This is a genomic window from Zhongshania sp. (assembly GCF_041584495.1).
Taxonomy (GTDB): domain Bacteria; phylum Pseudomonadota; class Gammaproteobacteria; order Pseudomonadales; family Spongiibacteraceae; genus Spongiibacter.
The window spans coordinates 14977-40378 of the sequence record NZ_JBFHDY010000017.1 but is presented as its reverse complement, the minus strand read 5'-3'; the positions used below and the strand labels follow the sequence as shown (position 1 = coordinate 40378).

At 50.0% G+C, this 25402-nt stretch carries 22 protein-coding genes and 1 riboswitch; of the genes, 6 read left to right on the top strand and 16 right to left on the bottom strand.

The genetic code is table 11. The features are described 5' to 3' along the window. Window positions 1-223, top strand: a 223-nt coding sequence (locus ABYP33_RS05220) for a hypothetical protein (protein ID WP_373089093.1), incomplete at its 5' end; no start/stop codon positions are given. A 69-nt stretch (window positions 224-292) separates the two neighbouring features. Here ABYP33_RS05220 and ABYP33_RS05215 read toward each other — a convergent pair. Genes ABYP33_RS05215 through doeB2 form a run of 4 tightly spaced genes read right to left on the bottom strand, consistent with a single transcriptional unit; the run spans window position 293 to window position 5422 of the window. After that, on the bottom strand, window positions 293-1654 hold the full coding sequence (locus ABYP33_RS05215; protein WP_373089091.1) for an NAD-dependent succinate-semialdehyde dehydrogenase: 1362 nt from the start codon (window positions 1652-1654) through the stop codon (window positions 293-295). A gap of 20 nt (window positions 1655-1674) precedes the next feature. After that, on the bottom strand, window positions 1675-2946 hold the full coding sequence (gene doeA, locus ABYP33_RS05210) for an ectoine hydrolase (protein WP_373089089.1): 1272 nt from the start codon (window positions 2944-2946) through the stop codon (window positions 1675-1677). Continuing rightward, window positions 2943-4181 carry an aspartate aminotransferase family protein gene (locus ABYP33_RS05205; RefSeq protein ID WP_373089087.1) on the bottom strand — a complete coding sequence of 413 codons (1239 nt, stop codon included), beginning with the start codon at window positions 4179-4181 and terminating at the stop codon, window positions 2943-2945. Before ABYP33_RS05205 ends, doeA begins: the two co-directional genes overlap by 4 nt. Before the next feature lie 44 nt (window positions 4182-4225). Continuing rightward, window positions 4226-5422, bottom strand: a complete 1197-nt coding sequence (gene doeB2, locus ABYP33_RS05200) for a N(2)-acetyl-L-2,4-diaminobutanoate deacetylase DoeB2 (RefSeq protein ID WP_373089085.1) — start codon at window positions 5420-5422, stop codon at window positions 4226-4228. A gap of 386 nt (window positions 5423-5808) precedes the next feature. Between doeB2 and ggpS the strand changes: the two genes are divergently transcribed. Next, entirely contained in the window at window positions 5809-8085 is a 2277-nt protein-coding gene (gene ggpS / locus ABYP33_RS05195; RefSeq protein WP_373089083.1) for a glucosylglycerol-phosphate synthase, read from the top strand. A 99-nt stretch (window positions 8086-8184) separates the two neighbouring features. Then, window positions 8185-9627 (top strand): sucrose phosphorylase, encoded by a 1443-nt coding sequence (gene gtfA / locus ABYP33_RS05190; protein ID WP_373089081.1) that lies wholly within the window; start codon window positions 8185-8187, stop codon window positions 9625-9627. Between the two features lie 32 nt (window positions 9628-9659). Here gtfA and ABYP33_RS05185 read toward each other — a convergent pair whose 3' ends face one another. From ABYP33_RS05185 to ABYP33_RS05150, 8 genes are all read right to left on the bottom strand, one after another. Further along, window positions 9660-10526 carry a choline/ethanolamine kinase family protein gene (locus tag ABYP33_RS05185; protein ID WP_373089079.1) on the bottom strand — a complete coding sequence of 289 codons (867 nt, stop codon included), beginning with the start codon at window positions 10524-10526 and terminating at the stop codon, window positions 9660-9662. Further along, window positions 10513-11142 carry a nicotinamide riboside transporter PnuC gene (gene pnuC, locus ABYP33_RS05180; RefSeq protein WP_373089077.1) on the bottom strand — a complete coding sequence of 210 codons (630 nt, stop codon included), beginning with the start codon at window positions 11140-11142 and terminating at the stop codon, window positions 10513-10515. The genes ABYP33_RS05185 and pnuC overlap by 14 nt, the downstream gene beginning before the upstream one ends. After that, complete coding sequence (locus tag ABYP33_RS05175) at window positions 11135-11398, bottom strand: YkoF family thiamine/hydroxymethylpyrimidine-binding protein (RefSeq protein WP_373089075.1); 264 nt, start codon at window positions 11396-11398, stop codon at window positions 11135-11137. The genes pnuC and ABYP33_RS05175 overlap by 8 nt, the downstream gene beginning before the upstream one ends. Window positions 11399-11456: 58 nt before the next feature. Then, window positions 11457-13595 (bottom strand): TonB-dependent receptor, encoded by a 2139-nt coding sequence (locus ABYP33_RS05170; RefSeq protein WP_373089073.1) that lies wholly within the window; start codon window positions 13593-13595, stop codon window positions 11457-11459. A 51-nt stretch (window positions 13596-13646) separates the two neighbouring features. After that, window positions 13647-13754: riboswitch (TPP riboswitch) on the bottom strand. A gap of 62 nt (window positions 13755-13816) precedes the next feature. Further along, a complete protein-coding gene (locus ABYP33_RS05165; RefSeq protein ID WP_373089071.1) occupies window positions 13817-14560 on the bottom strand; it encodes a class I SAM-dependent methyltransferase in 744 nt (247 codons plus the stop codon). After that, window positions 14550-14951, bottom strand: coding sequence for a hypothetical protein (locus tag ABYP33_RS05160; RefSeq protein WP_373089069.1), 402 nt, complete (start codon window positions 14949-14951; stop codon window positions 14550-14552). The genes ABYP33_RS05165 and ABYP33_RS05160 overlap by 11 nt, the downstream gene beginning before the upstream one ends. A 180-nt stretch (window positions 14952-15131) precedes the next feature. Further along, window positions 15132-16496 (bottom strand): cytochrome P450, encoded by a 1365-nt coding sequence (locus tag ABYP33_RS05155; protein ID WP_373089067.1) that lies wholly within the window; start codon window positions 16494-16496, stop codon window positions 15132-15134. A gap of 14 nt (window positions 16497-16510) precedes the next feature. Further along, a complete protein-coding gene (locus ABYP33_RS05150) occupies window positions 16511-17164 on the bottom strand; it encodes a TetR/AcrR family transcriptional regulator (protein WP_373089065.1) in 654 nt (217 codons plus the stop codon). A gap of 158 nt (window positions 17165-17322) precedes the next feature. On the opposite strand from ABYP33_RS05150, the gene ABYP33_RS05145 reads away from it, so the two are divergent. Beyond that, complete coding sequence (locus tag ABYP33_RS05145) at window positions 17323-18111, top strand: SDR family NAD(P)-dependent oxidoreductase (RefSeq protein ID WP_373089063.1); 789 nt, start codon at window positions 17323-17325, stop codon at window positions 18109-18111. A gap of 62 nt (window positions 18112-18173) precedes the next feature. On the opposite strand, the gene ABYP33_RS05140 is transcribed toward ABYP33_RS05145, so the two are convergent. Further along, window positions 18174-18740, bottom strand: a complete 567-nt coding sequence (locus tag ABYP33_RS05140; protein WP_373089061.1) for a hypothetical protein — start codon at window positions 18738-18740, stop codon at window positions 18174-18176. Window positions 18741-18852: 112 nt separating this feature from the next. On the opposite strand from ABYP33_RS05140, the gene ABYP33_RS05135 reads away from it, so the two are divergent. Beyond that, the gene (locus ABYP33_RS05135) at window positions 18853-19143 is read left to right on the top strand and encodes a DUF1244 domain-containing protein (protein ID WP_373089059.1); all 291 of its coding nucleotides are present in this window, start codon (window positions 18853-18855) and stop codon (window positions 19141-19143) included. 8 nt (window positions 19144-19151) lie between these two features. Here the strand turns inward: ABYP33_RS05135 and ABYP33_RS05130 are convergent, their stop codons facing one another. Next, entirely contained in the window at window positions 19152-19553 is a 402-nt protein-coding gene (locus tag ABYP33_RS05130; RefSeq protein WP_373089057.1) for a hypothetical protein, read from the bottom strand. 68 nt (window positions 19554-19621) lie between these two features. Here ABYP33_RS05130 and dinB point away from each other — a divergent pair, with 68 nt between their 5' ends. After that, the gene (gene dinB, locus ABYP33_RS05125) at window positions 19622-20773 is read left to right on the top strand and encodes a DNA polymerase IV (protein ID WP_373089055.1); all 1152 of its coding nucleotides are present in this window, start codon (window positions 19622-19624) and stop codon (window positions 20771-20773) included. 163 nt (window positions 20774-20936) lie between these two features. Here dinB and ABYP33_RS05120 read toward each other — a convergent pair whose 3' ends face one another. Together ABYP33_RS05120 and ABYP33_RS05115 are read right to left on the bottom strand one after the other, a co-directional pair. Next, window positions 20937-22250 (bottom strand): OmpA family protein, encoded by a 1314-nt coding sequence (locus ABYP33_RS05120; protein WP_008247062.1) that lies wholly within the window; start codon window positions 22248-22250, stop codon window positions 20937-20939. 67 nt (window positions 22251-22317) lie between these two features. Continuing rightward, window positions 22318-25230 (bottom strand): hypothetical protein, encoded by a 2913-nt coding sequence (locus ABYP33_RS05115; RefSeq protein WP_008247063.1) that lies wholly within the window; start codon window positions 25228-25230, stop codon window positions 22318-22320. Between the last annotated feature and the right edge of the window lie 172 nt (window positions 25231-25402).

The following is a 25402-nucleotide window of genomic DNA, read 5'->3' as shown; positions in this document are numbered from 1 at the left end:
TGCGAACGGAGAAACCTTAAAAGTAATGACCGGCGTTATTGAAAAATGTGCTGTTCTTGGTGGGAAAAGCGCCGAAGCCCATTCACACGCAACCATTAAAACAAGGTCAGGAAGTTACTTAATATCAAGTGTTTCAAATTGCAGTGTCGGGAGTGATGTTACTATTTATGTTAAGCGTGGCATTCTGTATTTTAATACAATCTACGTCGCGGAAATAAAGTAAATGACGCTTTGGTTTTTGCTGTGAAAATCGATTCGCCCCCATTTATTTTATAGGGGCGATATCCTAGCTTTACTTCACCCAAATTTGCTTCGTATTTACAAACTCTCGAATACCGTGGGGCCCCAATTCGCGGCCATAGCCAGAGCTTTTTACTCCACCGCTAGGCAGCCGCGAGTCGGTTTTAACAATACCGTTTATGGCCACTTGGCCCGCTTCTAGGCGGTTGGCAATGTTGGTGGCGAGTTTGGCATCGTTGGTCCATACCGCCGCGCCAAGTCCGTAGGGGGTTTCGTTGGCGAGTTGCACGGCCTCTTCAACATCGGCGGCGCGGATCACGACCATGACGGGACCGAAGGTTTCTTCTTTAAAGGCGCACATACCCTCTGTTACATCGACTAATAGCGTTGGCGGGTAAAAGAACCCTGGGCCGTTGCTGAGCTCCCCGCCGAGTAGACATTTGGCGCCAGCGCTAATGGTTTCGGTTACTTGGCGATGCAGATTTTGACGCAGGTCCTCTCTGGCAATAGGGCCGACTTGGGTATCTGGAAGCAGTGGGTCGCCGGTTTTGAATTTTGCCATTCGGGAGTGCAGCTTTTCGACAAAGGTATCGTATACGGTGTCTTCGACAATAATACGCTTTGCCGCTATGCAAGATTGCCCTGCATTGATCATCCGCGACAGGGTGGCAACGTCTGCCGCGGCATCTAAATTGGCGTTGGCGAGAATAATACACGGGTCGGAGCCCCCGAGTTCAAGCACGGTTGGTTTGATTTCGGAGCCTGCAATGGCGGCAACAATGCGACCAGCATTGCCCGAGCCCGTAAACGACACGGCGGCAATGCGGGGGTCGCGAATGGCGGTTTCTATGGTGCTATTGTCGATCGCAATGTTAACCACAATATTTTCTGGGGCACCGGCATCCGTAAAGACGTTGGCGATGGCGGCGGCACAGGCGGGCACATTGGGGTCGTGCTTCATGACGCAGGTATTGCCTGCCATGAGCGCGGGCGCAAGGTAACGAAAGGCCAACCACAGCGGCGCATTCCACGGCAGTATGCCAAGTAGGGTGCCCAGCGGTGGATGGCACACATAGCTGATACTGGCGTCTGAGGGTAGGGTTTGCGGCGCCAAGTACTCTGCGGCGTGCTCGGCGTAGTATTCGGCGCAGCCCGCTGCTTTTTCAACTTCTGGGCCGCCTTCGAGAATGGGTTTGCCCATTTCTAAGGCCATGAGTTTAGCCAGGGCGTCTTTTTGCACGCGGAGCTCTGTTGCTACTGCGCGCAGTATTTTGCCGCGCTCCTCGATACTGGTGGCCTGCCATTGGTCGGCGGCACGGTCGGCGTCGCCAATTTTTTCGTGGAGCTCGCTACTGTTCAATGTGGGGTATTCGGCTATGACTTTTCCGGTGCAGGGGTTTGTCGCTGTTAGCATGGCTACCTCGTTGTGAATGATTACTCGCCGCTTTTCGCTTTGGCCTTGTCGCTACTGGTGCTGGCTTCGGCTCGCTCCCGTTTGTTTTTACGTGCTTCGTCAAATTCTAGCAGAGCGGGTTCAGGCTGCTCGGGCTTTACGGTGAAATCGCGGTCCATAGTGAAAAAGGATTCGCAGCCGGTGTCGGTAATGTAAATTGAGTCAGAAATTCCACAGGTTTTGTCGCCGTCTACGCCCCACATCCAGGGAATGATGTGGAAGGTCATACCGGGCTGTAGTACCGTTGATTCGCCTTGCTTGAGACTGACGATATAGCCTTCATCCCAACTGGGCGGAAAGGCGATACCAATGGAATAGCCGGAGCGGGTGATAAGCCTGGCGCCACAGTCATTTTCAGAAATAATATTGCGCACTAAGTTATCGGCGTCAGAGACCGTCATACCCGGTTGCACTTTGTCGTGCACTGCGTGCAGTGCCAGTTTCATCCGCTCTTGGGCATGGTGCATAGAGTCGCTGAGTTTGCCCAATACAACGGTGCGCATCATGGCAGTGTGGTAACGACGATAACAGCCGCCAACTTCTAAAAAAACATGCTCATTGGGCAGCATGGTGCGGCCCTCCCAAGTGGCGTGACCGATCATGGTACGGGGGCCGGAGGTGACGTAGGGCATTACTGCTGGGGGCTCGCCGCCCGCTTGGAACATTGCAGCGCTAATGGCGGCGCCAATTTCATTTTCGCTTACACCCGGTTGGCATGCGTCGATACCTGCTTGCATCCCGGCTTCAGTGGCTACGGCCGCTTTGCGCATAAGCTGAATTTCTGCAGGTGATTTGCAGATGCGGCCCTGCTCAACAATGCCAAAACAGTCGAGCAGTTTGGCCTCGGTCAGCGTGGTGTGTACGCGATCTTGTTGATAAGCCGGAAAAAAATAGCTATTGCGCTCGTAGCCAATGCGCTTTTTGGCAAGGCCAAATTCGCGCAGGGCATCTACCAGCATTTGTATCGCGTCGCCGGTGTCGGGGTAGGGCCGCGTGCGCTCTACCCAAGTGCGGGCAATAATATTCGACTCCTCCATGGCGCGCGTGATCATGAAGGGCTCGTCTTCTAAGGGCACAACTAAGGCCTGAAAGAAGGAGTACCCCGTGGTTTGGTAATCGGTGAGATACATGATGTTCTCTGGGTCAGAAATCACCACGGCATCTAAGCGTCGGTCGGCAATTCGCAGCCGCAGCGCCGCGAGGCGATTCTGGTATTCCTCGAAAGGAAAGGTCATGTCGTCGCGTTGAATCATGCGGTGGCCTCCATCACTTTGCTGGTATTGTTCACCAAGATATCGAGTCCATGCTGGAGGTCGTCGTGGGGAATGGTGAGCGGTGGAATTAATTTAACCACGCGGCCACCGGTGCCGCAGCTGGCAATCAGTAGTCCGTCGGCAAAGCACGCGTCTACAATTGCTTTAGCTTGTTCACCACTGCCCACATCTAAGCCGAGAATCATGCCTTTGCCACGCACGGTAATCGCCTTAATGTTCTTTTCAAGTGGCGCTAGTGCGCCCGCCATGAGTGCGCCTTTGTGGGTGACCTCAGTCATGAGTTCACTGTCTTCAAAATAGCCGAGCGCCTCGCTCCCTGCGACAAAGGACAGTGACTGGCCGCGAAATGTGCCGGTGTGTTCGCCGGGGGACCAGTGCTTGTCGATATCGGGCTTAACTAGGTTGAGGGCCATGGGTGTGCCCATACCGCCAACACCTTTGGCGAGGCACACAATGTCGGGGTCGAGCCCCATATCGTCAAAGCTAAAGTAACTGCCAGTGCGGCCACATCCGACCTGGATGTCGTCAATAATTAATAGGGCGCCGATGTCTTTAGCGAGCTTCGCCAGCGCTTGTAACCATTCCCTGCTGGCTACGTTTACGCCGCCTTCCGCCTGTATGGTTTCAACTAAAAATGCGGCAGGTGGCGAGAAGCCGCTAGACGCGTCGCTATAGTAGCTTGCCAACTGTTTAAGATGCGCTGTACAGCCAAATTTGTGATGTGATACATGATTTAGTGGTACGCCTGCCGCGCCCCGGAAATAGGCATTGGCGGTGCAGGCCAAGGCGCCTAAGGTCATGCCGTGAAAGCCGTGGGTAAAGGCCGCTATTTCTTGGCGGCCAGTGGCGCGCCGAGCAATTTTGAGGGCTGCCTCAACCGAGTTGGTACCGGTTGGCCCCATAAATTGCATTTTATGATCCATATTCCGGGGTTCAAGAATGGTTTTAACGAAGCGCTCCATGAACGCCCGCTTCGCGGTGGTGTGCATGTCCAAACTGTGAGTAACACCGTCGGATTCAAGGTAGTTGATCAGGGCCTTTTTCATGCGCGGGTTGTTGTGGCCAAAGTTCAAGACCCCAGCACCTGCAAAAAAGTCGATGTACTGTTTGCCGTTCTCGTCGGTTTGGCGCGCGTTCACGGCCTTGTCGAATACCACAGGGTACACTCGGCAATAGGCGCGGATGTTTGATTCGCGTTGCTCAAAAATACTCATGCGTGCTCTCCTTCTTGTAAATAATGTCCGTCGCGATGCTATTTTTAGATGGTTTGTGCAGGTTTTTCGGGCGTCGTCACGCCGCAGAGGCGAGAAAACAAATTGGTCACCAGAGGGATTAATCGGTCATTAAAATCGTAGTGGGGACTGTGGCAGGGCACTTGATGATGCTCGTCGCCATCGTCCGCACCAATGAGTGCAAAGGCGCCGGGAATTTCCCGAAGATAATAGCTGAAATCCTCCGAGGCCATGATCGGCGTGCGGATATTTAAGTGCAGTGAATCGCTGCCATTGCTTTCTTGCCAAAGCTGGCGAACATGCTGAGCGTGCGCTGGGTGATTGATGGTGGCGTTGTAGCGGGGAGTTATTTCGACCTTACACGCCACGCCGTAACTGTGTGCGGTGTGCTGGCTAATCTCGGTGATTAGGGCATTGATTTGATCGCGACTCGCCTGGTCTGGCATGCGAATACTGCCACTCAAGATCGCCTGCTGGGGAATAATGGTTGCCCCGCTGTCAGCCATGAAGGAGGTTACGCTAACGACGGCTGCCTGTTGTGGGGGGAGGCGGCGACTGACAACTTGTTGCAGCGCTAGGGTAATGGCGCTGGCGGCGAGTACGGGATCGCGGCACAGTTCTGGTTGGCTGGCATGACCGCCCTTGCCGGTCACCGTTATCGTAAAGGTCCCGTTGCCACACATAACAATATCGTCGGGACACACCAGTTTCCCGAAGGGAATCGCAGGCCAGTTGTGCCAGCCATAAATTTCGTCGATGCCGTCTAGTGCGCCTTCATTAATCATTTCTCTCGCGCCGTGCCCGCCTTCTTCTGCTGGTTGGAATAGTAATGTGACAGGGCCAGTTAAGCTTTGTTCATTGTGTTTTAACCAACGCGCGGTGGCAAGCAGTGTGGCGGTGTGGCCATCGTGGCCACAAGCGTGCATACAGCCCGACTGGGTCGACGACCAGTCGCGACCGGTTTGCTCAATAATCGGTAGGGCGTCGATGTCGCCGCGCAGCGCGATATGTTTGCTGTGAGATGTAGCCATTTTGCTGTTGGCTTGCAGTGTGGCGATGGTGCCCGTTCCGGCACATTTGCGCCACGCAATGCCGAGTTGGCTAAGGGTGTTTTGCACTGTTTCAGCAGTGCGAACCTCTTGCCAGCTCGGCTCGGGGTGGGCGTGTAAGTCGCGGCGCAAGGTCTGTGCGGCGGCGATTGTATTCAACCAATATTTAGACATCACGGTTTTACTGTGGCATAGCTTTTGCGTTGGGGCAAATCTTCATTTGAAATTTTTTAAGTGCTTTGAAATGAGCCACATTGGTGCGGTTGCGCAGTTTATGGTGCTGGATCGCATAAATTTCATGAAAAAAATAATTTTTTCATGAAATTTACCTAAATTTTAAAACTCGCTTAACAAGCCAGTGTATCGGCAATTTGGTGCTTTTGGTCGAATCGGCTTGTTTTTTGTCGGCACAGAATCTGCATGCTCATTGAACTGCAACGTAGACGGCACTAGCAAACACTTAGTGCACTGCCAGTGTCGTCGTTGGTGTTATAAAATTTTATAACAGCACCCGGAGTCTGGTGGGAGCTGGGCTCTGTGTCCATACGCAGGTGATTTTAATGCTTTTAGCTACGGATTTAGACGGTACATTTCTAGCTGGCGATAATGACTATCGCCTTAAACTTTATCGATTAATTGCGGCGCACCCAGAAATTAAACTCGCTTTTGTGACCGGCCGCGGGCTGGAGTCGGTATTGCCGCTGCTCTCTGACCCAATGATTCCCGAACCGGATTATATTATTTGTGACGTGGGCTGTACGGTGGTCGATGGCCACACTCAGCAAGCCATTCAACCGCTGCAGGGTGACATTGATAAGCGCTGGCCCGGTGACCATGTGGTTGAATCTGCGGTAAGCCATATTGCCAATTTACAGCGTCAGGATGTTCCTCAGGAACGGCGTTACTCCTTCTTTTGTAATGCCGAAGCGATTAGCGGCGAGCTTGAGGCGGCCGTCAGTGGACTGGATTGTGATCTGCTGTATTCGGCTGGTTTGTATCTGGATATTTTACCCAAGGGCGTGAATAAGGGTTCTACTTTGCGGGGTCTGGTCGAGCAACTGGGCATAGACGATGAAGATGTCTTAGTTGCGGGTGATACCCTGAATGATTTGTCCATGTACGAACACGGCTTTATTGGTGTTTGCGTTGGCGAGTCTGAACCCGCCTTATTAAGCGCGACCGAAAATAAGGCGCGGGTTTACCACGCTGAGGAGACTGGTTGTGGTGGTATTTTACAAGCGATAGAACATTTTGGCTTTTTAGGCGCGGCGGGCATGGCTGCTGAACAGCGCGATGTCTTGGTGCCGGGGAAGTCTGATTTGGTGATTGTTTATCACCGACTGCCCTATGAAGAATTTCGCGAAAATGGTGAGACTATTCGTCGCCGACCAAGCTCACCCAATGGCATTATTCCAACCTTGATGAGCTTTTTTGCCGACGGTCGCGCGGGTTCTTGGGTTGCTTGGTCAATTCATGAAGAAGGTGACGCTAAATTTGAAACTCACACCGAAGTAGATGCCGCACGCTACCCCAATTTGCTTGCCGCACGTGTGGCCTTAACAACACACGAAATGGATATTTTTTATAAAAAGTTCTCTAAAGAAGCCTTCTGGCCAACCCTGCATACCTTCTGGGAACGCGCGACCTTTCGAGAGGATCATTGGCAGGTTTTTCTGAATGTGAATAGGCGCTTTGCTGAGGTGGCCGCCAGCGAGGCTGCTGAAGGCGCAACGGTGTGGATACACGATTACAATTTATGGATGGTTCCGGCATTTTTACGCGAGATTCGCCCTGATGTGATCATTGCGTTTTTTCACCATACCTATTTTCCGTCGGCGGACGTGTTCAATGTTATTCCTTGGCGTCGAGATATTATTGGCAGCTTATTGCAGTGCGATTATATTGGCTTTCATATTCCTCGCCAGAGTGAGAATTTTGTTGATGTTGCTCGCGGCGTAACGCCCTTAATAGTAACGGAGAAAATGAGCTGCGCGCCGCGTTTTTTGAGCTATGGCTGCGCGGTGGGTTTAGATGAAATGAGTACTGAGATTCAAGTCAATGATCGTCGGATTTGTTTGGGGGCGCATCCAGTTGGATTGGACCTTAAACGGGTGGGGGACGCGCTAAGCAATGCAAAAGTGCAGCGGCGAATGCTTGAACTCAGGGAGGAGTTACACGGCACCCGCATGATTTTGTCAGTGGGTCGACTCGATTACACCAAGGGTATATTAGAGCAGCTTGAGGCCTACGAAGGTTTACTGGAAGACCACCCTGATCTCCACGATAAAGTCACCTTGATGATGGTCTGTGTGCCCGCCGCCAGCGAAATGACAATTTATCGGGATTTACAGCAACAAATTGAGCAGGCGGTAGGTCGTATAAATGGTCGCTTCGCCAAAGTGGGCTGGACGCCACTGCAATTTTTCTTTCGCAGCTTGCCCTTTGCTGAGTTGGTGGCCTATTACAGTATGGCGGATGTGATGTGGATTACGCCTTTGCGCGATGGTCTTAATCTGGTAGCCAAAGAATATATTGCTACCCAAGGTATGACTGACGGCGCTGGAGTTGTAGTTCTATCTGAATTTGCGGGGGCGGCGGCAGAATTACGTGGCCCAATTTTGGCGAACCCTCATGATCGTAATGAGCTAGTGCAAACCTGCTACTTTGCACTAAACCTTAACCGTGACGAAGCTCGAAGTAGAATGCGTGAGGCTTACGACGTTGTTCGCCACAATGACATAAAAGTTTGGGGTGATGAGTTTATGGCGGCTGTGGACGCGTGTCGCAGGTCTGCCGATGAGACCACACTTAGGGAGCTGATGCCCGACGTGATTTAGTGTTAAATATTATTATTTAAAGCCTTGTGGTGTCACCAAGAGCAGTTTTGCCGTGGGCACGCGCTGCTTATTTATTTTTTCCGAGGCTGGAGACGCCGTATGGCATTACGCAATGCAGTACAGATGATTTGCTATCCTAATCGTCTGGGCAATAATCTAAAGGATTTATACACCGTCATTGACCGGCATTTTTCCGACGCTATTGGCGGAGTGCATATTTTGCCCTTTTTTCCCTCAAACGCCGACGCTGGATTCTCGCCATTAACCCATAAGGAAGTCGATTCTGACTACGGCGATTGGGCGGATGTTGAACGAATATCGGCAAAATACGATCTATGTTGTGACGTAACCGTAAACCATATTTCAGATGAATCGGTCGAGTTCAAGGATTTTATCGCCAATGGCTATGACTCGGTATACGCGGACCTCTTTGTGCACGTTGATACGTTTGGTGAAATAAGCCCAGATGATTTGGCGAAAATTCATATTCGTAAAGAGAAGGAACCTTTTCGGCGGGTGGACTTTGCCAACGGTGGCACAGGTCGAGTTTGGTGTACGTTTACGGAACATCAGATTGATTTGAATTACGAGTCTGAACTGACGTATCAGCTAATGGAAAGCTATATTGGTTTTCTGGCACAGCGGGGCGTGAAGTTATTTAGGCTAGATGCTTTTGGTTATACCACCAAGCGTATTGGCACCAGCTGCTTTTTGGTGGAGCCCGATGTGTATCGCAATCTGGATTGGATTAATGGTGTTGCCCAGTTACACGGTGCTGAGGTCTTGCCTGAAGTACATGACCACAGTAGCTATCAATACGCCATAAGCCGTCGCAATATGCATCCCTATGGCTTTGCTTTGCCGCCGCTGCTGCTATTTTCGCTGCTGGATGCGAATAGCGTGTACTTAAAAAATTGGCTGCGAATGTGTCCGCGCAATTTGGTGACGGTGCTCGATACTCACGACGGTATCTGTATTCCCGATGTTGAAGGTGTTTTGCCTGATGATAAAATTCGCGCTTTAATCGACAATATCTCCAGCCGCAGTGCTGATCCTATACTGCGTCGCTCGGCTGCCAATATTCACAGCGTTGGCGCTATCTACCAGTTAACCTGTACTTTTTACGATGCCTTAATGCGCAATGACGACGCGTATTTGGCGGCGAGGGCGATTCAATTTTTTACGCCGGGGATTCCTCAAGTGTATTATGTAGGCTTGCTGGCGGGCTGCAATGACAATGAACTAATGGAAGCAACAGGCGAGTTGCGTGATATTAATCGGCATTTTTACAGTATGACGGAAATTGATGAGGCGGTGGCGCAGCCGGTGGTGCAGCGGCTCTTGGCGTTAATGCGCTTTAGAAGCAATTACCCGGCATTTGATGGTCATTTTGAGCTTGGCTACTCTAATGCTTCCAGCGTGGCGATGGCGTGGCGTCATGGTGAATATTATTGCCATCTGTTTGTTGACCTAAATTTCAATACCGCTACGATTAAATATCTCGACAAAGAATCATTAGCTGAATGTCAATTGCAATGTTAGTCAGTGCCTTGCTAAGACGATTTTGTGCCCGCCTATTTACCCGCGAGGCGTGCATGTAAATGATGGATTTGCTTCTCGATATCCTTTGCAATATCGGCTGAACTCATTGCACCGCCGCAATACTGAACGCCATACCAAAGTAGGCAAAGATAGTCATAGATGATTTTCCAGTGATGCAGTCGCTGCCAATCTTCTTGGGTGATCTGGCGTTTTAGGTAATTTACTAGCAAGCGTTCCTGTTGCTGGGTATTTAAACTATTGCCTTCAATTACCACGGCCAATTCATAAAAAGGATCGCTCATAGCTGCGTACTCCCAGTCTATGGCATATAAGGCGTGCTTATCGTTCATGATAAGGTTAGAGCGTAATAAATCGTTGTGGCAGAGCGCGTGGCCGTTATTGAGCGCCTTGGCGCTGGTGATATGCGCACTAGCAGCTGAGTCGAGTGATTTTAATTCGCAGGTAAATGTTGCGTTGGCGTCGATTGCTTGCCAGTAGCAGCTGATTTTATGTTCTACATTTAAGTCTGCATCGATACCAGGTAATTGGTGAATGCCGCGAAGTAATTTGGCGAGTAAAGATAAATCATGATCAATACTGGCGGACCAAGTTTTATCGCCCAGATAGCGGCTGACCATATACTGATGTTGGTCATCGTAATATATTAATGGCGCGCAGAGTCCGGCTTCATCGGCGCGGCTCAGTGCTTTGGCCTCGGCGCAGCGATTTAAATTGAGCGCTTCGCTTATGGGCGAGTTTTTACGCAATACAAACAGCTCCTGCTTAACGCTGATTAAATAATTTAGGTTGGTTAAACCGCCAAGCAAGGGCTTAATAATAACCGGCTGGCTGTCGCTCCAGCGCCACCAATCGTTGGGAATAATATTAGCCTGCGGCATGGTCATGCCGTTCTTGTTTATAGAGCGTATTCCATTGGTAGAAACCGATGACCACGAGTACCACGTAGAGCATGAATAGCAGCGCGGTGAGGTAGAGGCCTCGGTCGATATATAAATAGACCGAAGCACCGTCTATTACAATCCAATAAATCCAATTCTCCAGTACTTTGCGGGTTACCATATAGGTGGTAATGACTGCGCCCCAGGTGGTAAAGGAGTCTAGGTAGGGTAGGGCTGCGTGGGATTTTTGCGCTAGTCCGTAGCCAAAAATTAAGGTCAGTAGTCCAACGACGGCAATCACCAATAGGTGAGTTTTGATTGGCCAGCAATGGATGCTAAGGTTTTGTTGCTTATCTGAGTGATGTCGCCACTGCCACCAGCCATAGACGGCCATAACTAGGTAAAATACCTGTAATGCCGACTCCATTAATAAACTCACGTCCCAGAATAAAAACAGGTATATTGCCGTGCTGATAAAAGCAGCATACCAGCAGCTATTCTTTTCTTTCATGGCGAGGATTAAATACGCCAGCGCCAATATAACCGCGACTAATTCCCATAGCGACATGCTCTGAGCTGCGTCCTTAATGGCCGTAATTGTCTCGGTGTTAAGCATGGTGTGTGGCCGGGCTTAAGTTCCCGTCAATAAATTTGCAGACGAAAATGGCGCGCCCAAATTGTTCATAAGACTTACGCATTTCTTGTTTTATGACATCCATTACCACTTCGTAGTCACCAAATATTTGGGTGCTCATGGTATTGGTGAGTACCTGTAAATTGGTGTGGCAGTTTAGGCGGTCGATAAAGTCTTGAATCGCCGGAATGTAGATGTCTTTCAGTGGGTACATGCTGATTTCAACAGAGAGTTTCATATGATTTTCTCATGTTCTTATAGGGTAAGTAGGGCGACACTCAGTCGCCCGATAAAATTTAAAAGCGGTAGTTAGCCGAGATGCCCGCAATTCGTGGTTCACCTAACTGGTAGTAGGTCTCTGGTGCGTAGCCTTTGGCCGGGTCGTTACCAAAGGCATTGCTGAAGTAAAAACCACGAGTCTGGACATCTTCGTCGCTTAGGTTGCGTCCCCATAGCGACAGGTCCCAATTGCTGCCTTGGTAGCTTAGGCGCGCGTTGACCATTTCATAGCGCAGTGATTTCTCATTGTGACTATTAGAAAAATAGAATTCGTCCTTGCCTTCAAGCTCTATCCGTAAACTTAGATTATTGATGAGGGCGATTTCGGTGCCAATAAAGAATTGATAATGGGGGGCGTGGGCAACTTCTCGGCCGTCCATATTAACTGGCGGTAGCGCTGTACCCGTATTGTCATCTTTAGCATCGACATGAGTAATGCTAGTGAAATCCTTAAACTCCGCGTTTAACCAGCCAGCTGCTGCAAAAAGGCGAACGGCGTCACTGGCGAGATAATTCATCTCTACTTCTAGTCCTGTCGTTTTGCCTTTGGCAGCGTTGCTCAGATAGTCGTCAAAGGAAAAATTATTGGGGTCAAATATCGATTGCTTGGCCTGCACGTCACTGCGATCTTGGTAAAATGCCGCGACTTGGGCCTGCAGGCGATTGTCGAGCCAGCTGCCCTTGAAACCCAATTCGTAATTCAGCATGTGCTCGGTGTCAAATTCATACATATCGGCTGTGATTTCTGAATTTGCCGTCGATGCGGAAATGATTCGGCCATTAATGCCCCCCGCTTTATAGCCTCGGGAGATCGTGCCGTAGAGCAGGCTGTCGTTATGGTAGTGGTATTCAAGGGTGAGGTTGCCCCCCCACAACTCTTCATCGTTACTCGATGTAACGGCGAGTGAGTCGTCATAGTCGGCATTGCGCTGCTCAATCCTAAGTCCGCTGACGAGTTCAAGGGTGTCGCTGAGGCTACTGCGAAGTTGGCCGTAGAGTGCGAAGTTTTCAGTGTTGAACTCGCTGGTGAAGCTGCCGTTGCGTCTTAGGTCTTCGCTATCTTTACGCAGATAGGCGCCAAGCACCCAGCTACTGCTGTCGTTCAGTAGTTTGGCGTGCTCGGTCGATATAAAGCGAAAATCTGCACTGATATTGTCTTTATTGCGCTGGTAGTTGTCCGTGGAGCTGTATTCGTCAGGGTGGTAACCAATATAGGTCCAGTCTTCGTCGTAGCCGTATTCGGTATTTGAGTTGGCGGCACTCAGTGTGGACTCAAGACTAAACAGGGGGTTTGCTGACCAGTGTGCGACAACCGAGCCAGCCACGCTTTCTTGGCGGTCGTGGCCGGGCTGGTCGGACAAGGTGTTGCGTGTATTGTTCAGGGAAAAGGCGTCGTAACCATTGTCGGCATTGAGGTAGAGCAGCGAGAAATCTAACTGCAAATCGTCGCTCGCTTGGTAGCGCAATTTGCCGCGCAAGATTGATTCGTCGATATTGTTGACGTCGTCGCGATCTAGGTATCGATTTTTAATATAGCCGTCAGACTGCTGGTTTTGGGCGGCAATGCGATAACTTATTTTTTCGTTCAGGGGGCCGCTGGTGACGAGGCCGAGTTTGTGGCTATTGTATTGGGCGGCTTCTATTGAAATTTTTGCCATCGGCAATGCCGAGGGTGCGCTGCTGTGCATGCTAATGAGTCCCGCTAGGGCACTCGCGCCGTATTCAGTTCCCTGAGGGCCGCGCAGTATCTCTATTTGGCCAATGTCTAGGGTGCTGGCTGCCAGGCCTAGGCCGCTAAAATCAATGCCGTCGATAATAAGCCCGACCGAGGGGCTTACTGGGTCAATGAACTGACTGCGTTCGCCAATGCCGCGAATTTGAAAGAAGCGTCCCCGCGATGCCCCCGCCGAATAATTTACGTTTGGTGCCATATTAAACAGTTGTTCGATATTACTCGCGCCGCGCGCATCGATAGTGCTTTGGTCAAATACGCTGACGCTGCTGGCAAGGTCAAGCAAACTGGTGTCGCGAAACTGACTGCTAACAATCACTTCTTCTAATTTTGATATCTCAGTCGCGCTAATCAGCCCGCTACTAAGGCAGGCCACAAAGCCAATAGCGTGACGTAGAGGTGTTTTTACAATTAGGGGATTCATGGTTCTCTCTCGGGTGAAACTGATGTGAAAGAGACCCGGTGTGCGACGTGAAGAGGATTACTCACCTATTCCTACGCCGGTATTAACCGGATCAGGTTCAAGGGTTTGCATTGTAGGTTTCAATTGCATCTCAGGCGCTAGCCACCCCTTAGGTATTGCTGACGGATAATAGCAGAAATCTCGTTTAGCGGGAATGGCTCGGTTGTGAGGCTGGTGATGGTTTATATTTTGACGCAACAAAAAATAGCATTGCCGGAAGGGGTATTACTGGGGACGAGTTTTTCATAATCATGTTCGAAGACATGCACATCAAAATACGGCTGCAGCAGCTGTTGTAATTCGTCAAACGTCACGGCGACCATGGGGTGTTCGTCCTGCCATGTTTCGGTATGCGCGCCGGTGGTTTTTTCAATTTTAAGGCGCAGGGACTGCTGGTTGGCGCGGCCGCTGTATCGCCAACCCGAGCTGAAGGTAAAGTGGCTGCCATGGTGTTCGACGGTATGGCGAACAAAAGCGCTGGAATCAATTTTGTTTTTATCGACCGTGTTAAAACAAAAGACACCGCCAGATGCTAGCGCGCGGTGGGTGCTCGCAATACAGGATTTAAGCTGAGTAATATCGCTGCTGTAGTGTATGGAGTATAAAAAGCAGGTAATTAAATCAGGGGCGTCATCTACCTGAAAATTGCACATGTCTTGCAGGCTGAAATTGCCTGCCGGGCAGCGCTGCTGGGCGAGATCAAGCATCGGCTGGTTAATATCTAGGCCCCTGCTCTGGTAGCCAAAATAGATGAAATGCTGAACATGAGGACCGGTGCCACAAGCTAAGTCTAGGTGTTTTTTGCCATTGTTGCCGAAGATCTGATGTAGTCTGCGCATGCAGTTGCTTTGGGCTTGGTAATCGATGTCTGCGCACATTAGGTCGTAATAGCCAGACAGATCTGTGTAAAGCGCGTTAGTTGTCATCTCGGCCTTCTAAATCGTGATTATTGAGGAATATGGGTTTAAGTAATAGCGGTAGTAATGCAACGCCGAATATGAAGATGGTCATGGCGTAGAAATTATCTAAATAGGCGATCATTGCCGCTTGCCGCTGAATTTCCATATCTAGCAATTGTAAGGCGGCAAGCCCGGTATCGCCAAGGTGGTCGGCAGCGGCAAGGGGATCTATTCTTGGGACCGCGACATCAACAATAATGCCACCCACTTCGGCACTAATCGAAATTTTGTCCTGTCTGATATAGGCGTTGTCAGTAGAGGTGAAGCCCAGGTTTGCATAATAGTAAGCGATGGCGGCGCTAAATAGCAGGAGTGGTACCACGAGGATGAGTGCTAGGCGACGGATAGGCGGAGACAAAATCATACCTCTATGTTGTATGTAATTGTTATTGCTGTCCTGATAACAATAATCGTTTTCCGCGCCCCAAGTCTATTTTGGTGGTGCAGTATAAAGTACCGGCGCAATGTTGCATGAAAAGGATGCGCCAGCACAATTATATACTCGGTGACTTATCGTCACGCTATCGTCTGTTTGAATTTACGCTTTGCGTTTATTAATCTGTATTGGCAGTCCGTCCGTTGGAAATACGATTGGCACAACATTAAATTGCATTTTATAGCCAGGCTTTACGCTAATGGTGTGGTTGCGAAGCAAGTGGAACAGAAAAAGCTTTACTTGCATTTCAGCAAAATTGAGACCAATGCATTTGTGGTGACCGCCACCAAAGGGAATCCACTGGTAGAAGTGCCTTTTATGCTCGGCGCGTTCTGCGGAGAAACGTTCGGGGTCAAATTTTTGAGGTTCAGTCCACCATTCTGCCATGTAATGGGTGAATAGGGGGGATACACCGATGCCGGTATTGGCCGGAATACGGTAGCCCATGATTTCGGTTTCTTTAATGGTGCGACGCGGGATTACGGGGACGGGGGGGTACATCCGCAGGGCCTCTTTCATTACCAAGCCCGTTTTTTCCAGCTTAGGTAAGTCATCGTACTGCAAGTCATCACGGGTGATTTGCTGATATTCGCTGTGCAGTATGTCTTGCCATTCGGGGTTTTTGGCGATTGCGTAAATGATAGAGCACAGTGTGCTAGTGGTAGTGTCGTGGGCGGCAAATAGTAAGAAAATAATATGGTCGCGCACGGCTTCGTCGCTGAGTTCGTTGCCGTCTTCGTCTTTGGCATGGCAAAACTGCGAGAAAAAGTCGCCGCTTTCTGTAGCGCGTTTGGCGGTGATGTGCTTTTGAATAAACTCCTCTAGGGCTTGTCGGCCTTTGATTCCCTTGTACCAGGTTGTGCCGGGTATCGGCAGCTTTACTACCGCCATTGACGCTTCCATGGCGTGGAGGAATCCCTTATTGATTTTGTCTGCCTCTTTGCCCATTTCCACGCCCATAAAGACTTGGGCGGCCACATTGAGTAGCAAGCTTTTTATGCTGTCTTTAAAACCAAATTCGTTGTCTTTTGGAAAGTCGATAACGCCCTGGCGCATTCTCGGGTTCATGGTTTCTAAATAGGCTTGCAAAGATTCTTTTTTAAAAGCTGCCTGCAACACTTTTCTGTGGAAGCGATGTACGTCGAAATCGCGCAGCATAAGACCGTTGGGGAAGAGCTTGTCGAGGAGGGGGTCCCAGGCTTTTTTACTGGAAAAGATCTTATCGCTGTCTTTAAGTACTAGCTCATTGGCCTCTGGCCCAAGTAGGGCAATATTGCGCTGCAAGAGCGCATTATTACGATATATCGGGCCATAAAGCTTATATTTTCGGTTAATTAAACCGTGGTAGTCCTTTAAAAATTCAACGGTGTCACCAAGGATGGGCAGCGCGCCGTTGTCGCCCGGAATATGGTTGACGTGGCGGTTAGCTTTACGTGGCAGCTCCAGGTAATCAGTAGACGTTTTCATGCTTATATCCTTATTTAAAGATGCCAGCCGTTAAACAGTAGGTCGATAAATTGTTGAATATGACTTTCAATTTGTTTCGGGCTTAACTGGGGGCTTCCGGTGAGTTTTTGAAAAAAGGGGTATTGCACCACCGGTGCGGTTGCCGATTGCACGACAAAAAACAAGGTTTCAATCGGTATCGGTTTTAGCTCGCCATGTTGATTCACTTTATTAACGAGTTCGCGAATGTATTGCCAGGGCGATTCAAAATAGGACTGATAAATATAATCCAAGCGCGGGCCTTGGGATTGGGATTCTTGCTGGTAAATCAGGTAAATCGCGGGGTGTTCAAAGGCGCTGCGAATATAGACCGTAATGGCCGCTTTGAGAGCGTCCAGCTCTGTGTGATTGTCATCAATGTGGTTTAAAGCATTGACCACTTTAGCGGTAGTTGCACCTGCTAGCTTGTCGACCACCGCTTTCCACAGTGCTTCTTTAGAGCTGAAATAGTGGTGAAAAAAGGTGTAGCTAACCTTGAGCTCGCTTTGCAATTTACGTAGCGATACGCGGTCATAGCCGTCGCGAGCGAAAATGGCGGCGGACGCCTCCAATAAATGATCAATAGAAGGGCTTGCCGCTTCGTCGTTACGTGGCCGTCCGCGTCGTCGTGTTGGCGTTGCTGTGCTCATCGTTAAGACCAATATTAAACATGTGTTTAATATTGGTCTCGACCCGCGCCATTGTCAATAGAGCGGTGCCAACCCCCTCTGTATGGATGATGCGCGCTTCTCGGTGCCTCGCTAAGCTGAGCTACGATTGCCATAAAAATCAATAACAGGACGAATATATGCTTTTACAGGGCAAGGTAGTGATTGTGTCAGGTATTGGCCCAGGTTTAGGACGGGAGCTTGCTGTAGAGGCGGCTAGGCAGGGTGCAGTGGTAGCAATGTGTGCTCGTACCCCTGCCAAACTCGATGAGGCCGAGCGAGAAATTCTGGCCTTGGGCTTGGATACAGCGATTTTGAAGATGGCGACGGATATCAGTGACCGCGAGCAGTGTAAGGCGTTGGTTGCGCAAACTATCGCGCGATTCGGACGTATTGATGTGCTGTTTAATAGTGCCTATAACCCCGGTAGCTTTGAACCGATAGAAGTAGCCAATCTCGATAGCTGGCGTGCGGCAATGGACGTAAACTTGTTCGGCACCATGGCTTTGACCCTTGAGGTCGTGCCGCAGATGAAAGCCCAAGGTGGTGGGGCGATTGTCATGATCAATACCATGGTTACCCGTAAGCCTTTGCAGACCCAGGGTGGCTACGGTGCATCGAAAGCCGCCTTGGCCAGCGCGACCTCCCATTTGGCGCTGGAGCTGGGACAGTACAATATTCGCGTTAACTCAGCTTATATGGGGTGGATGTGGGGGGCGTCGGTTGAAGGCTATTTGCAAATGAACACCGACGCCGGGGGCCCTAGCGTGGCAGATCAGCGCGCGGCGGTGGCAAAGAATATTCCGCTGGGTGATATTCCTGACGATGCTGATTGTGCCAAAGCGGCAATCTTTCTTGGCTGTGATTATGCCTGCGCGATAACCGGCGCCGCTTTAGATGTAAATGGCGGAGAGTATTTGCCGCATTAATTGTGGTGCTGCTTATAAAGTACTGGGCTAAATAGTCAGCCCAGTACTTCAGCTAAATGAAATTAGCTGGCTGGTGGGGTTTTGCTTGCTGCTTTAGCAGAGGCCTTTTTCGCAGCCGCTTTTTTGGCAGGTGCTTTTTTTGCTGCGGTGGCTTTCGCTGGCGCCTTTTTGGCTGGGGCTTTCTTTACCGCCGTCTTTTTGGCAGGTGCTTTATTGGCCGCTGGCTTCGTCGTTTTGTCAAAGTTCTTGGCGGCATCTTGGGCCGCTTTAGCCAGTGCCTTAGCCCGCTGATAATCACCCTTTAGCTCAGTAAGTTGGTCTTTGGCCATAATCATTAAGGCTTTGGCATCTAGTTCTAATTCTTTTGCGGCATCCACTGCGTCATGAGCGCGGTCTAGCTGCTTGTGGATTCTGGCGTCCATGCTTGCTTTTGCCTTTTTCTGTAGCTCGCCGAGCTTAGTCTGTTCTTCCTTTAGTTTTTTACGTGCTCGCTCAGCTTGCATTTTCGCCTTGTCCATTGCCTTGTGGGCATCAGCCATTAAGCGATCGCGCAGTTGTTCAACTTTGTGCTCTAAAGATTCGATCTCTTTACGGATTAATGCAACGGGATCCATTTTCTTATTTGTCATGTCAGTGAGCCTCTGGGGTCGATTTTTCTTGTTAAATAAAAATCTGTAACAGCACTAACATAGCAAACTTTGCGATAATGGACAGGGAATCTGAAATGCTAGGTGAAAAAAAATGGATAAAATGAAATCTGATGCTATTGAAGCGGCTGCATTTAGGCGTTTATTAGCTCATCTCGACAGTCGCAAAGATGTGCAAAATATCGACTTAATGAATTTAGCTGGCTTCTGTCGTAACTGTTTGTCTAAGTGGTATGTTGCCGCTGCGGAACAAGAGGGCGAACGTGTTGATTATGAGGCGGCGCGAGAACGGGTGTACGGCATGCCTTACGCGCAGTGGAAAGCTGAGTTTCAGGCTGAGGCCAGCCCTGAGCAATTGGCTGGCTTTGCTAAAAAGAGCGACTAAAGCTTGCTTTAAAGTCCACCGTTTGGAATAAAGCGATTATCTGTGTTCGCGCGAATCCACAGTAGCATGTCGCGGGATAATTTTTCACCGCGCTTGCGCAGGGCTTTATTTATCCAAATGGCGGGTGACTCTTTGCCCGCATCCCAGCCGCTAATGAGTTTTTCGGCGCGGGTAAAAAAGCGTATTAAGTCGACAAGCTCGTCGTTACTGAAGTTGGCGACGGCGGCTTGCCATTGCTCCGGCGCAACGCGCATAAAGACAGCGTATTTTTGCTGTTCTTCTTCGCTAAAGGGGGCGGGGAGTAATTCGAGCTCATCACTACGGCTCAGGGCAATGCATTGCTGCAGCCATTGCGTGTCAATACTGAGGGTGTCTTTCTCTTTTTCTGGGGTCCAGCTGCCAATCGCCATGTTAACGTATACCTATTTACCGATTATGGGGCTAAGACCCTAGTATAACGCACAATCGCGGGTGACTTGTGCCTAGTGATTTGCTATTTTACTGGCTATTTATCCAGTTGTTGGTGGCTCGCGGTGAGAAGCAGCGTTTGCGCAAAATAATACATTGCGATTGTGATTGTTTTTACGCGTCGGTAGAGGCGCGTGACAATCCCGCCTTGCGTGGGCGCCCGCTAGCAGTTGGTGGTGACGCGGCACGGCGCGGTGTCATCGCGACCTGCAATTATGAGGCGCGGGCCTTTGGTGTTCATTCAGCCATGGCGACGGTCACGGCCATACGGCGTTGCCCAGATTTAGTGATAGTCGCGCCGAATATGGATAAATACCGCGAAGTTGCTCTGCATATTCGCAGCATATTTGCCCAGTTTTCTGAAATAATAGAGCCTCTGTCTTTGGATGAAGCCTACTTAGATGTAAGTGATAGCACGGCATTTCAAGGTAGCGCGACGCGAATTGCGCAAGCTATACGGCAACAGGTGAGTTCTGAACTTGGTATTACCATTTCTGCGGGCGTGGCCCCGAATAAATTTTTGGCGAAGGTGGCCAGTGACTGGAATAAGCCTGATGGTCTTACCGTGATAACACCCGCTCAGGTTGACGACTTCGTCTTAAGCTTGCCCGTGGGTAAAATTCATGGGGTAGGTAAGGTCATGGCTCAGCGCATGGCGGCGCTGGATATATACACCTGCGCGGATTTGCGCCAACGCAGCATGGCGGAGTTGCAACGCCATTTTGGTAAATTTGGCCAGCAACTCTACGATTACGCGCGGGGTATTGATCATCGCGACGTTAAAACTCATCGCCAGCGTAAATCCTTAAGTGTCGAGAATACCTACGCGGAAGATATTGAGGGGGTGGAGCTAGCGCTTGCGGCGTTGCCCGCTTTACTCGATGAGCTAAAACGACGCTTGAATAAGCACAATGGCGAAACCTTTACTGGCGTGTTTGTGAAATTAAAGGCATCTGACTTTAGGCAGACCACCATCGAGCGGCGTTGCGATGGCTTTCTTGAATTAGACCTGTTTGAGACTCTTCTCAAAGAAGCTTGGCTAAGAATGGAGTCTTCCCTGCGTTTAGTCGGGGTGGGGGTTCGGTTTGGCAATAAACAAAGTGGGGCAGTGGCTGAGCGGCGTGCTGAGTATCAATTAGATTTGTTTGATCCGGGCATCTAGGCTTACCCTACAAAATACCATGTTCCTCAGATGCTTGCGTTCGTAAGCAATGACTCTTATTAGTAGGTGTGTTTGCGTTCGCCGTCCCTCATTAAGCGTTTCGCTAAGACAATAAAAAAAGGGAGCACGGTTTCCCGTACTCCCTTTGTCAGTTTAGTAAGCCTTATTTATTCGGGCTAATAACCTGCAGCTCAACACGACGATTGCGTTCACGACCTTCGTCAGTACTGTTGTCGGCAACCGGCCTACTTTCGCCGTAGCCTTTGGCTTTTTGACGTGACTCGCTAATGCCTTTACGTGTTAAGTAGCGCACCACTGATTCAGCGCGTGACTGAGACAGCTTCAGGTTGTATGCATCGCTACCAACCGAGTCGGTGTGACCCATGATGATGATGTTTACGTCAGGCTCATTGGCCAGTGATTCTGCAACTTTATCAAGTACGGTCTGTGAATCTAGCATCAGACGCGACTTGTTAAACTCAAAATGCACGCCGCTTAAGGCAACAGTCTGAGATATCACACAGCCACGTGAATTGACTTTAAGGCCTGGCAGAGTACCTGGGCACTGGTCAATCTTGTTTGGTACGCCGTCGCCGTCGCTATCCAGTGGGCAGCCTTGAGCATTGACTGGAACGCCGCGTGGAGTGCCTGGGCACTGATCAATGTCATTTGGTACGCCGTCGCCGTCGTCATCAATAGAGCAGCCGTTTACATTAACCCGAGCGCCAGGCGGCGTGTTAGGGCATTGGTCGCGGAAGTTAGGAATGCCATCGCCGTCGCTATCCAGCGGGCAACCCGTAGCGTCAACTGGGGTGCCGCGCGGAGTATTGGGGCATTTGTCGATGCGGTCGGGTACGCCGTCACCGTCGGAGTCGAAATTATACGGGCGCGGTTTCTCGCCAAAGGGTACCGAAATACCGATTAGGGCTGCGTAGGTGTAGAAATTATCATCGTCAGGGAATAAGGGCAGATCTCGCTGAATACTGTCAATTTGGTAGCGAATCTCACCGCGAAGGGAGACTTTATCTAGCTCATACATAAAGCCGGCGATCGCATCACTGCCGTAATCAGTTTGATTTGACGTGACGGTAGGCGTTTCGTAATCAATTTCATGGTAAGTGACGCCTACGCCCAGATAGGGCTGCAGTGCATCTGCGTTCAGCATAAACGCACCAAGGGGGAAGTACAGAAAATCTAAACCACCGGCAAAGCGGCTGTAGGTGTCGTTGTTGGTGTTTTTTAACTCACCGTAGTTAAGGTGGGTATCAACCATGACATAGGCGCTTATCGGCTTACCAATACCAATTTTACCTTCGTTACCTGAGTCGTAATCGTCTTTATCGGCAAAGGTCGAGCCAATCATGCCATGAACACGCCAGCGGCTATCAATTACTGCTTCTTTGTCATCGGCTGCATAGGCAGAAAATGCACTGCACCCAACAGCAAGAGCAAGCGTTATATTACGCAGTTTACTCATTGATAATTTCTCCATAGCTTTGTGTTGTAAAAACGCGACCAGTTGGTCGCGTTTTTTTCTATTGTTTTTAGAGAGGGAGGTCGAGGCCGAGGCCGGATAAGATGTCGCCCAAACCTAACGTATCAAGTAGACCGTTAAGCGCTGAAAGATCGGGAACTTGATCTATGGGGAGACCTGTTTGCTCTGCAACAGTTGCTAAAGCGCCGGCTAAGGTTGCAGCCAATTCTTCCGGATTTAGGCCTTCAAGTGCGCTAGTTAAGTCCTCAGGATTAATCTCTTCTGCGCCGGGAATCATACCCACCAAGCTGGTAATTGCGGCAATTACGTCATCTGTAGGCAAACCTTCTCCACCAGCATCGCTCAGTGCGGTGATTAAATCGCCCAGAATTGCCTGAACACCATCCAAATCGCTTGGAATAGGCACTGGTAGCTGATCTATACCGGGAATGTCACTGAAGTCGCTGGTTAGGATTGCATCAAGCAATGCATCAACGGGGATCTGGTTCAGTGCGTCGCCAACCGGTAGCTGAGAAATCGCTGGGTCGCCGTAGTAGCCAAGGTTAAACAGGGCAGGTAGTAACAACTGGTTAGACAGATCGTCATTAGCCGACAACAGTGGATCCAAAATTTGGCAGATAGAGCCGGCCTGATCTTGCAGGGCAATAGTACCAGCAGGCTGAATCAGTACGCTGGCGCCGTTTTCAGACAGCGGATCTGCTTCTACTGCAGGGTTGCTACCTTCGGCGGGTTTAGCGGCGGTGTATATCAGGTTTTTGTCGGCGTCGACAAACACGCGAATACACATTGTTGCTAGACGCGCATCACCTTGGGTAACTAATAAGCCTTTTTCGGTAGCGCTAAACTCAGCAGGTTTGCCAGCACTGGTTAATGGTAGTGGCAGGGCATCAAGGATTTCTGCTGGTACTCCTGAGCCGAGGGCGTCAGCAAGAGGTACTAGCGCAGCATCCAGTGGGGTGTCTGTTGGAATGCTGTCTTCTGGCAGGGCAATGCTTTCGGTAATAGGTGCGACAACACAGGTTTTATTGGCGCTGTCGTAATAGCCAACATCAGCCGTATAGATAACGGCCTCGAGCTCTGACACGTCCTTAAGAATACTAAGGTCGGCAGGATCAACAGTCGCAGGGTCGGCGCCAGCATCTACTGCGCTTTTCAGGAGAGCGTGGGCGTAGAACTTACGGCTACCAGGTATTGTACTAAAGTCAAACCCGTTTTCTCGGCTGGCGTTGATGCTGTAGTTGCCGCTGCCAAGGCAGGAGAATTCATCAACAATTGGCGCCTGTGATGGGTCGTCTTGTTGCTGCAACAGGTACAGTGCAACTAAGCGGTCATCGATAACATTGACAGTAACGGAGTCGGTCAATGAGCCTTTGTAGGTTGCGATTAAAGCAGAGCTGCCAAAGGTTGGGTTAGCTGGCGTGGTTGGGCTCGCGGTGGTCATTGGGTCTTGTTCTGGGTTTACCTTCAGGATAGCTGGTGCGCTAACAGTCCACTTAACGGTGCTGTCGCCGCAACGTGCTTCAAGGCCAGAATAGTTACAGATTGCAACGAAGTCTTGGTCTTCCTGAAGAATGCTGTAGTTGATGTTGTATATTTTGTCTGAGTTCACCGCAGCGAAGGAGCCGTCCTTATTGATGGGCCTGATGGTGACGGAGTCAACATCTGCATCGGTAAGGTTCAATTTTAAGTTGCCGGTGATGCTACTGGTGAGGCTGTTTTTGTAGCTGGCGGTAACCAAGCTATTGTTTTTAGAAGTATTGTTGCGAATGGCGTTGTAATCAGCTTGGCCAATTAAGGTCGCTGTGCCGTCAGTTGTGCTTAAGTTTGTGCTGTAAATATCGGTGGGCGTACCTGACCAGCTTAAAACACCGGCGCCGCGGCACTGATAGCGATCAAATACTTGGTCAGCATTCGCGGGGTTTTCGTAGTGCAGTTTGGCAACCATTTGCAGTGTTTCGCCAGCAGGTACCGTTGCTTCTGTAATGGCGGTGCCATTATCTAAGCCTTTGCAGCTTGTTAGTGGGGTAACGGTTTGGTCTAAGTCGCCGTTACCATTACAAGTTTGGCCTGCAGGGTTAACTACGACGCATACATCCACAGATTTAACCGCTGCGGGCTGAATGATGATGGTTTTAACAGCAAAAGTCGCTGGGTCGTTGGCCGTGTCGTCATCATAGAGTAGTGTGCAGTCGGAACTTGGGGCGATGGTGCTGATAATAACGGTAATGGCTTCTTGACTATTGCTGCTATCAAAGGGGTTGGTGATGGTTGCAGTTGCCGCGGTTTGGCCGCCTGCATATTCCGCAAACTTAAAAAAGCCTTTATTGGCACAAAACTGAGCTTCTGCAGTGCGGTTTTCACGCTGGGTCAGACCTCGCAGGGCTTGTACTAACTGATAAGAAGCAGTGGCGGTCGCGTCTGCATCCAGCGGATCGATTGCGATAATTTCTGGGCCAGTAATAAACGGCGGCGGTACACGTTTGGGTGGAACAACCGTGAACTCTTCAGAAACGACATAGGCAGTGCCTTCAAAAGTGTAGCTACCATTTAAGGTAAGTGTAATGGGGCCTTGAGGCTCAGCGAGGAAAGCGGTGCTGATGATGTCTTTTACTTTACCAAAGCTAGTCGCCTGGCGAACGGCGGCAGCTAGGTCGGCAATCGCTGGATCGCCGACAGGGCCGCTGATAGACCAAGTTGTTTCTCCGGTGACATTTAGTTGGGGGCCTAGATTTTTGTTAACGCCATCTGCTTGCAGGGCGACCATGCGCGCAAGAATACCATCTTCAACTTTACTCGTACCTAAACCGGCCAGCTTTGTTCCGAGAGGGAAGTCTATGCGCAAAGAGGTAGGGTCGAGCTTTGGGTTGGCACGGTCTGGGCTGCGGGCATCACTACCGCCACCGCAAGCAACGAGCACGCTCGCTGCGATAGCTAACGATATACTAAGAATTTTCGTTTTCATTTGTTCCCCTCCAGGAGAAAACTGCCGAAACACAATCGAGTTAAACATTAAAGTTTTAGATGCACGTAGTTTCACGGATGTGGTTATTAAAAACAACACTATGCGCAGCTAGGTTTTGATGTTAGCGCTAAAAATGTGAAAATTTCTGTGAATCAGTCGTAAATCAAGTGAT

Coding starts and splice junctions, on each gene's coding strand:
- ABYP33_RS05215 (WP_373089091.1), bottom strand. CDS start 1,654: ATGCTAACAGCGACAAACCCCTGCACCGGAAAAGTCATAGCCGAATAC.
- doeA (WP_373089089.1), bottom strand. CDS start 2,946: ATGATTCAACGCGACGACATGACCTTTCCTTTCGAGGAATACCAGAAT.
- ABYP33_RS05205 (WP_373089087.1), bottom strand. CDS start 4,181: ATGAGTATTTTTGAGCAACGCGAATCAAACATCCGCGCCTATTGCCGA.
- doeB2 (WP_373089085.1), bottom strand. CDS start 5,422: ATGTCTAAATATTGGTTGAATACAATCGCCGCCGCACAGACCTTGCGC.
- ggpS (WP_373089083.1), top strand. CDS start 5,809: ATGCTTTTAGCTACGGATTTAGACGGTACATTTCTAGCTGGCGATAAT.
- gtfA (WP_373089081.1), top strand. CDS start 8,185: ATGGCATTACGCAATGCAGTACAGATGATTTGCTATCCTAATCGTCTG.
- ABYP33_RS05185 (WP_373089079.1), bottom strand. CDS start 10,526: ATGCCGCAGGCTAATATTATTCCCAACGATTGGTGGCGCTGGAGCGAC.
- pnuC (WP_373089077.1), bottom strand. CDS start 11,142: ATGCTTAACACCGAGACAATTACGGCCATTAAGGACGCAGCTCAGAGC.
- ABYP33_RS05175 (WP_373089075.1), bottom strand. CDS start 11,398: ATGAAACTCTCTGTTGAAATCAGCATGTACCCACTGAAAGACATCTAC.
- ABYP33_RS05170 (WP_373089073.1), bottom strand. CDS start 13,595: ATGAATCCCCTAATTGTAAAAACACCTCTACGTCACGCTATTGGCTTT.
- ABYP33_RS05165 (WP_373089071.1), bottom strand. CDS start 14,560: ATGACAACTAACGCGCTTTACACAGATCTGTCTGGCTATTACGACCTA.
- ABYP33_RS05155 (WP_373089067.1), bottom strand. CDS start 16,496: ATGAAAACGTCTACTGATTACCTGGAGCTGCCACGTAAAGCTAACCGC.
- ABYP33_RS05150 (WP_373089065.1), bottom strand. CDS start 17,164: ATGAGCACAGCAACGCCAACACGACGACGCGGACGGCCACGTAACGAC.
- ABYP33_RS05145 (WP_373089063.1), top strand. CDS start 17,323: ATGCTTTTACAGGGCAAGGTAGTGATTGTGTCAGGTATTGGCCCAGGT.
- ABYP33_RS05140 (WP_373089061.1), bottom strand. CDS start 18,740: ATGACAAATAAGAAAATGGATCCCGTTGCATTAATCCGTAAAGAGATC.
- ABYP33_RS05135 (WP_373089059.1), top strand. CDS start 18,853: ATGGATAAAATGAAATCTGATGCTATTGAAGCGGCTGCATTTAGGCGT.
- ABYP33_RS05130 (WP_373089057.1), bottom strand. CDS start 19,553: ATGGCGATTGGCAGCTGGACCCCAGAAAAAGAGAAAGACACCCTCAGT.
- ABYP33_RS05120 (WP_008247062.1), bottom strand. CDS start 22,250: ATGAGTAAACTGCGTAATATAACGCTTGCTCTTGCTGTTGGGTGCAGT.
- ABYP33_RS05115 (WP_008247063.1), bottom strand. CDS start 25,230: ATGAAAACGAAAATTCTTAGTATATCGTTAGCTATCGCAGCGAGCGTG.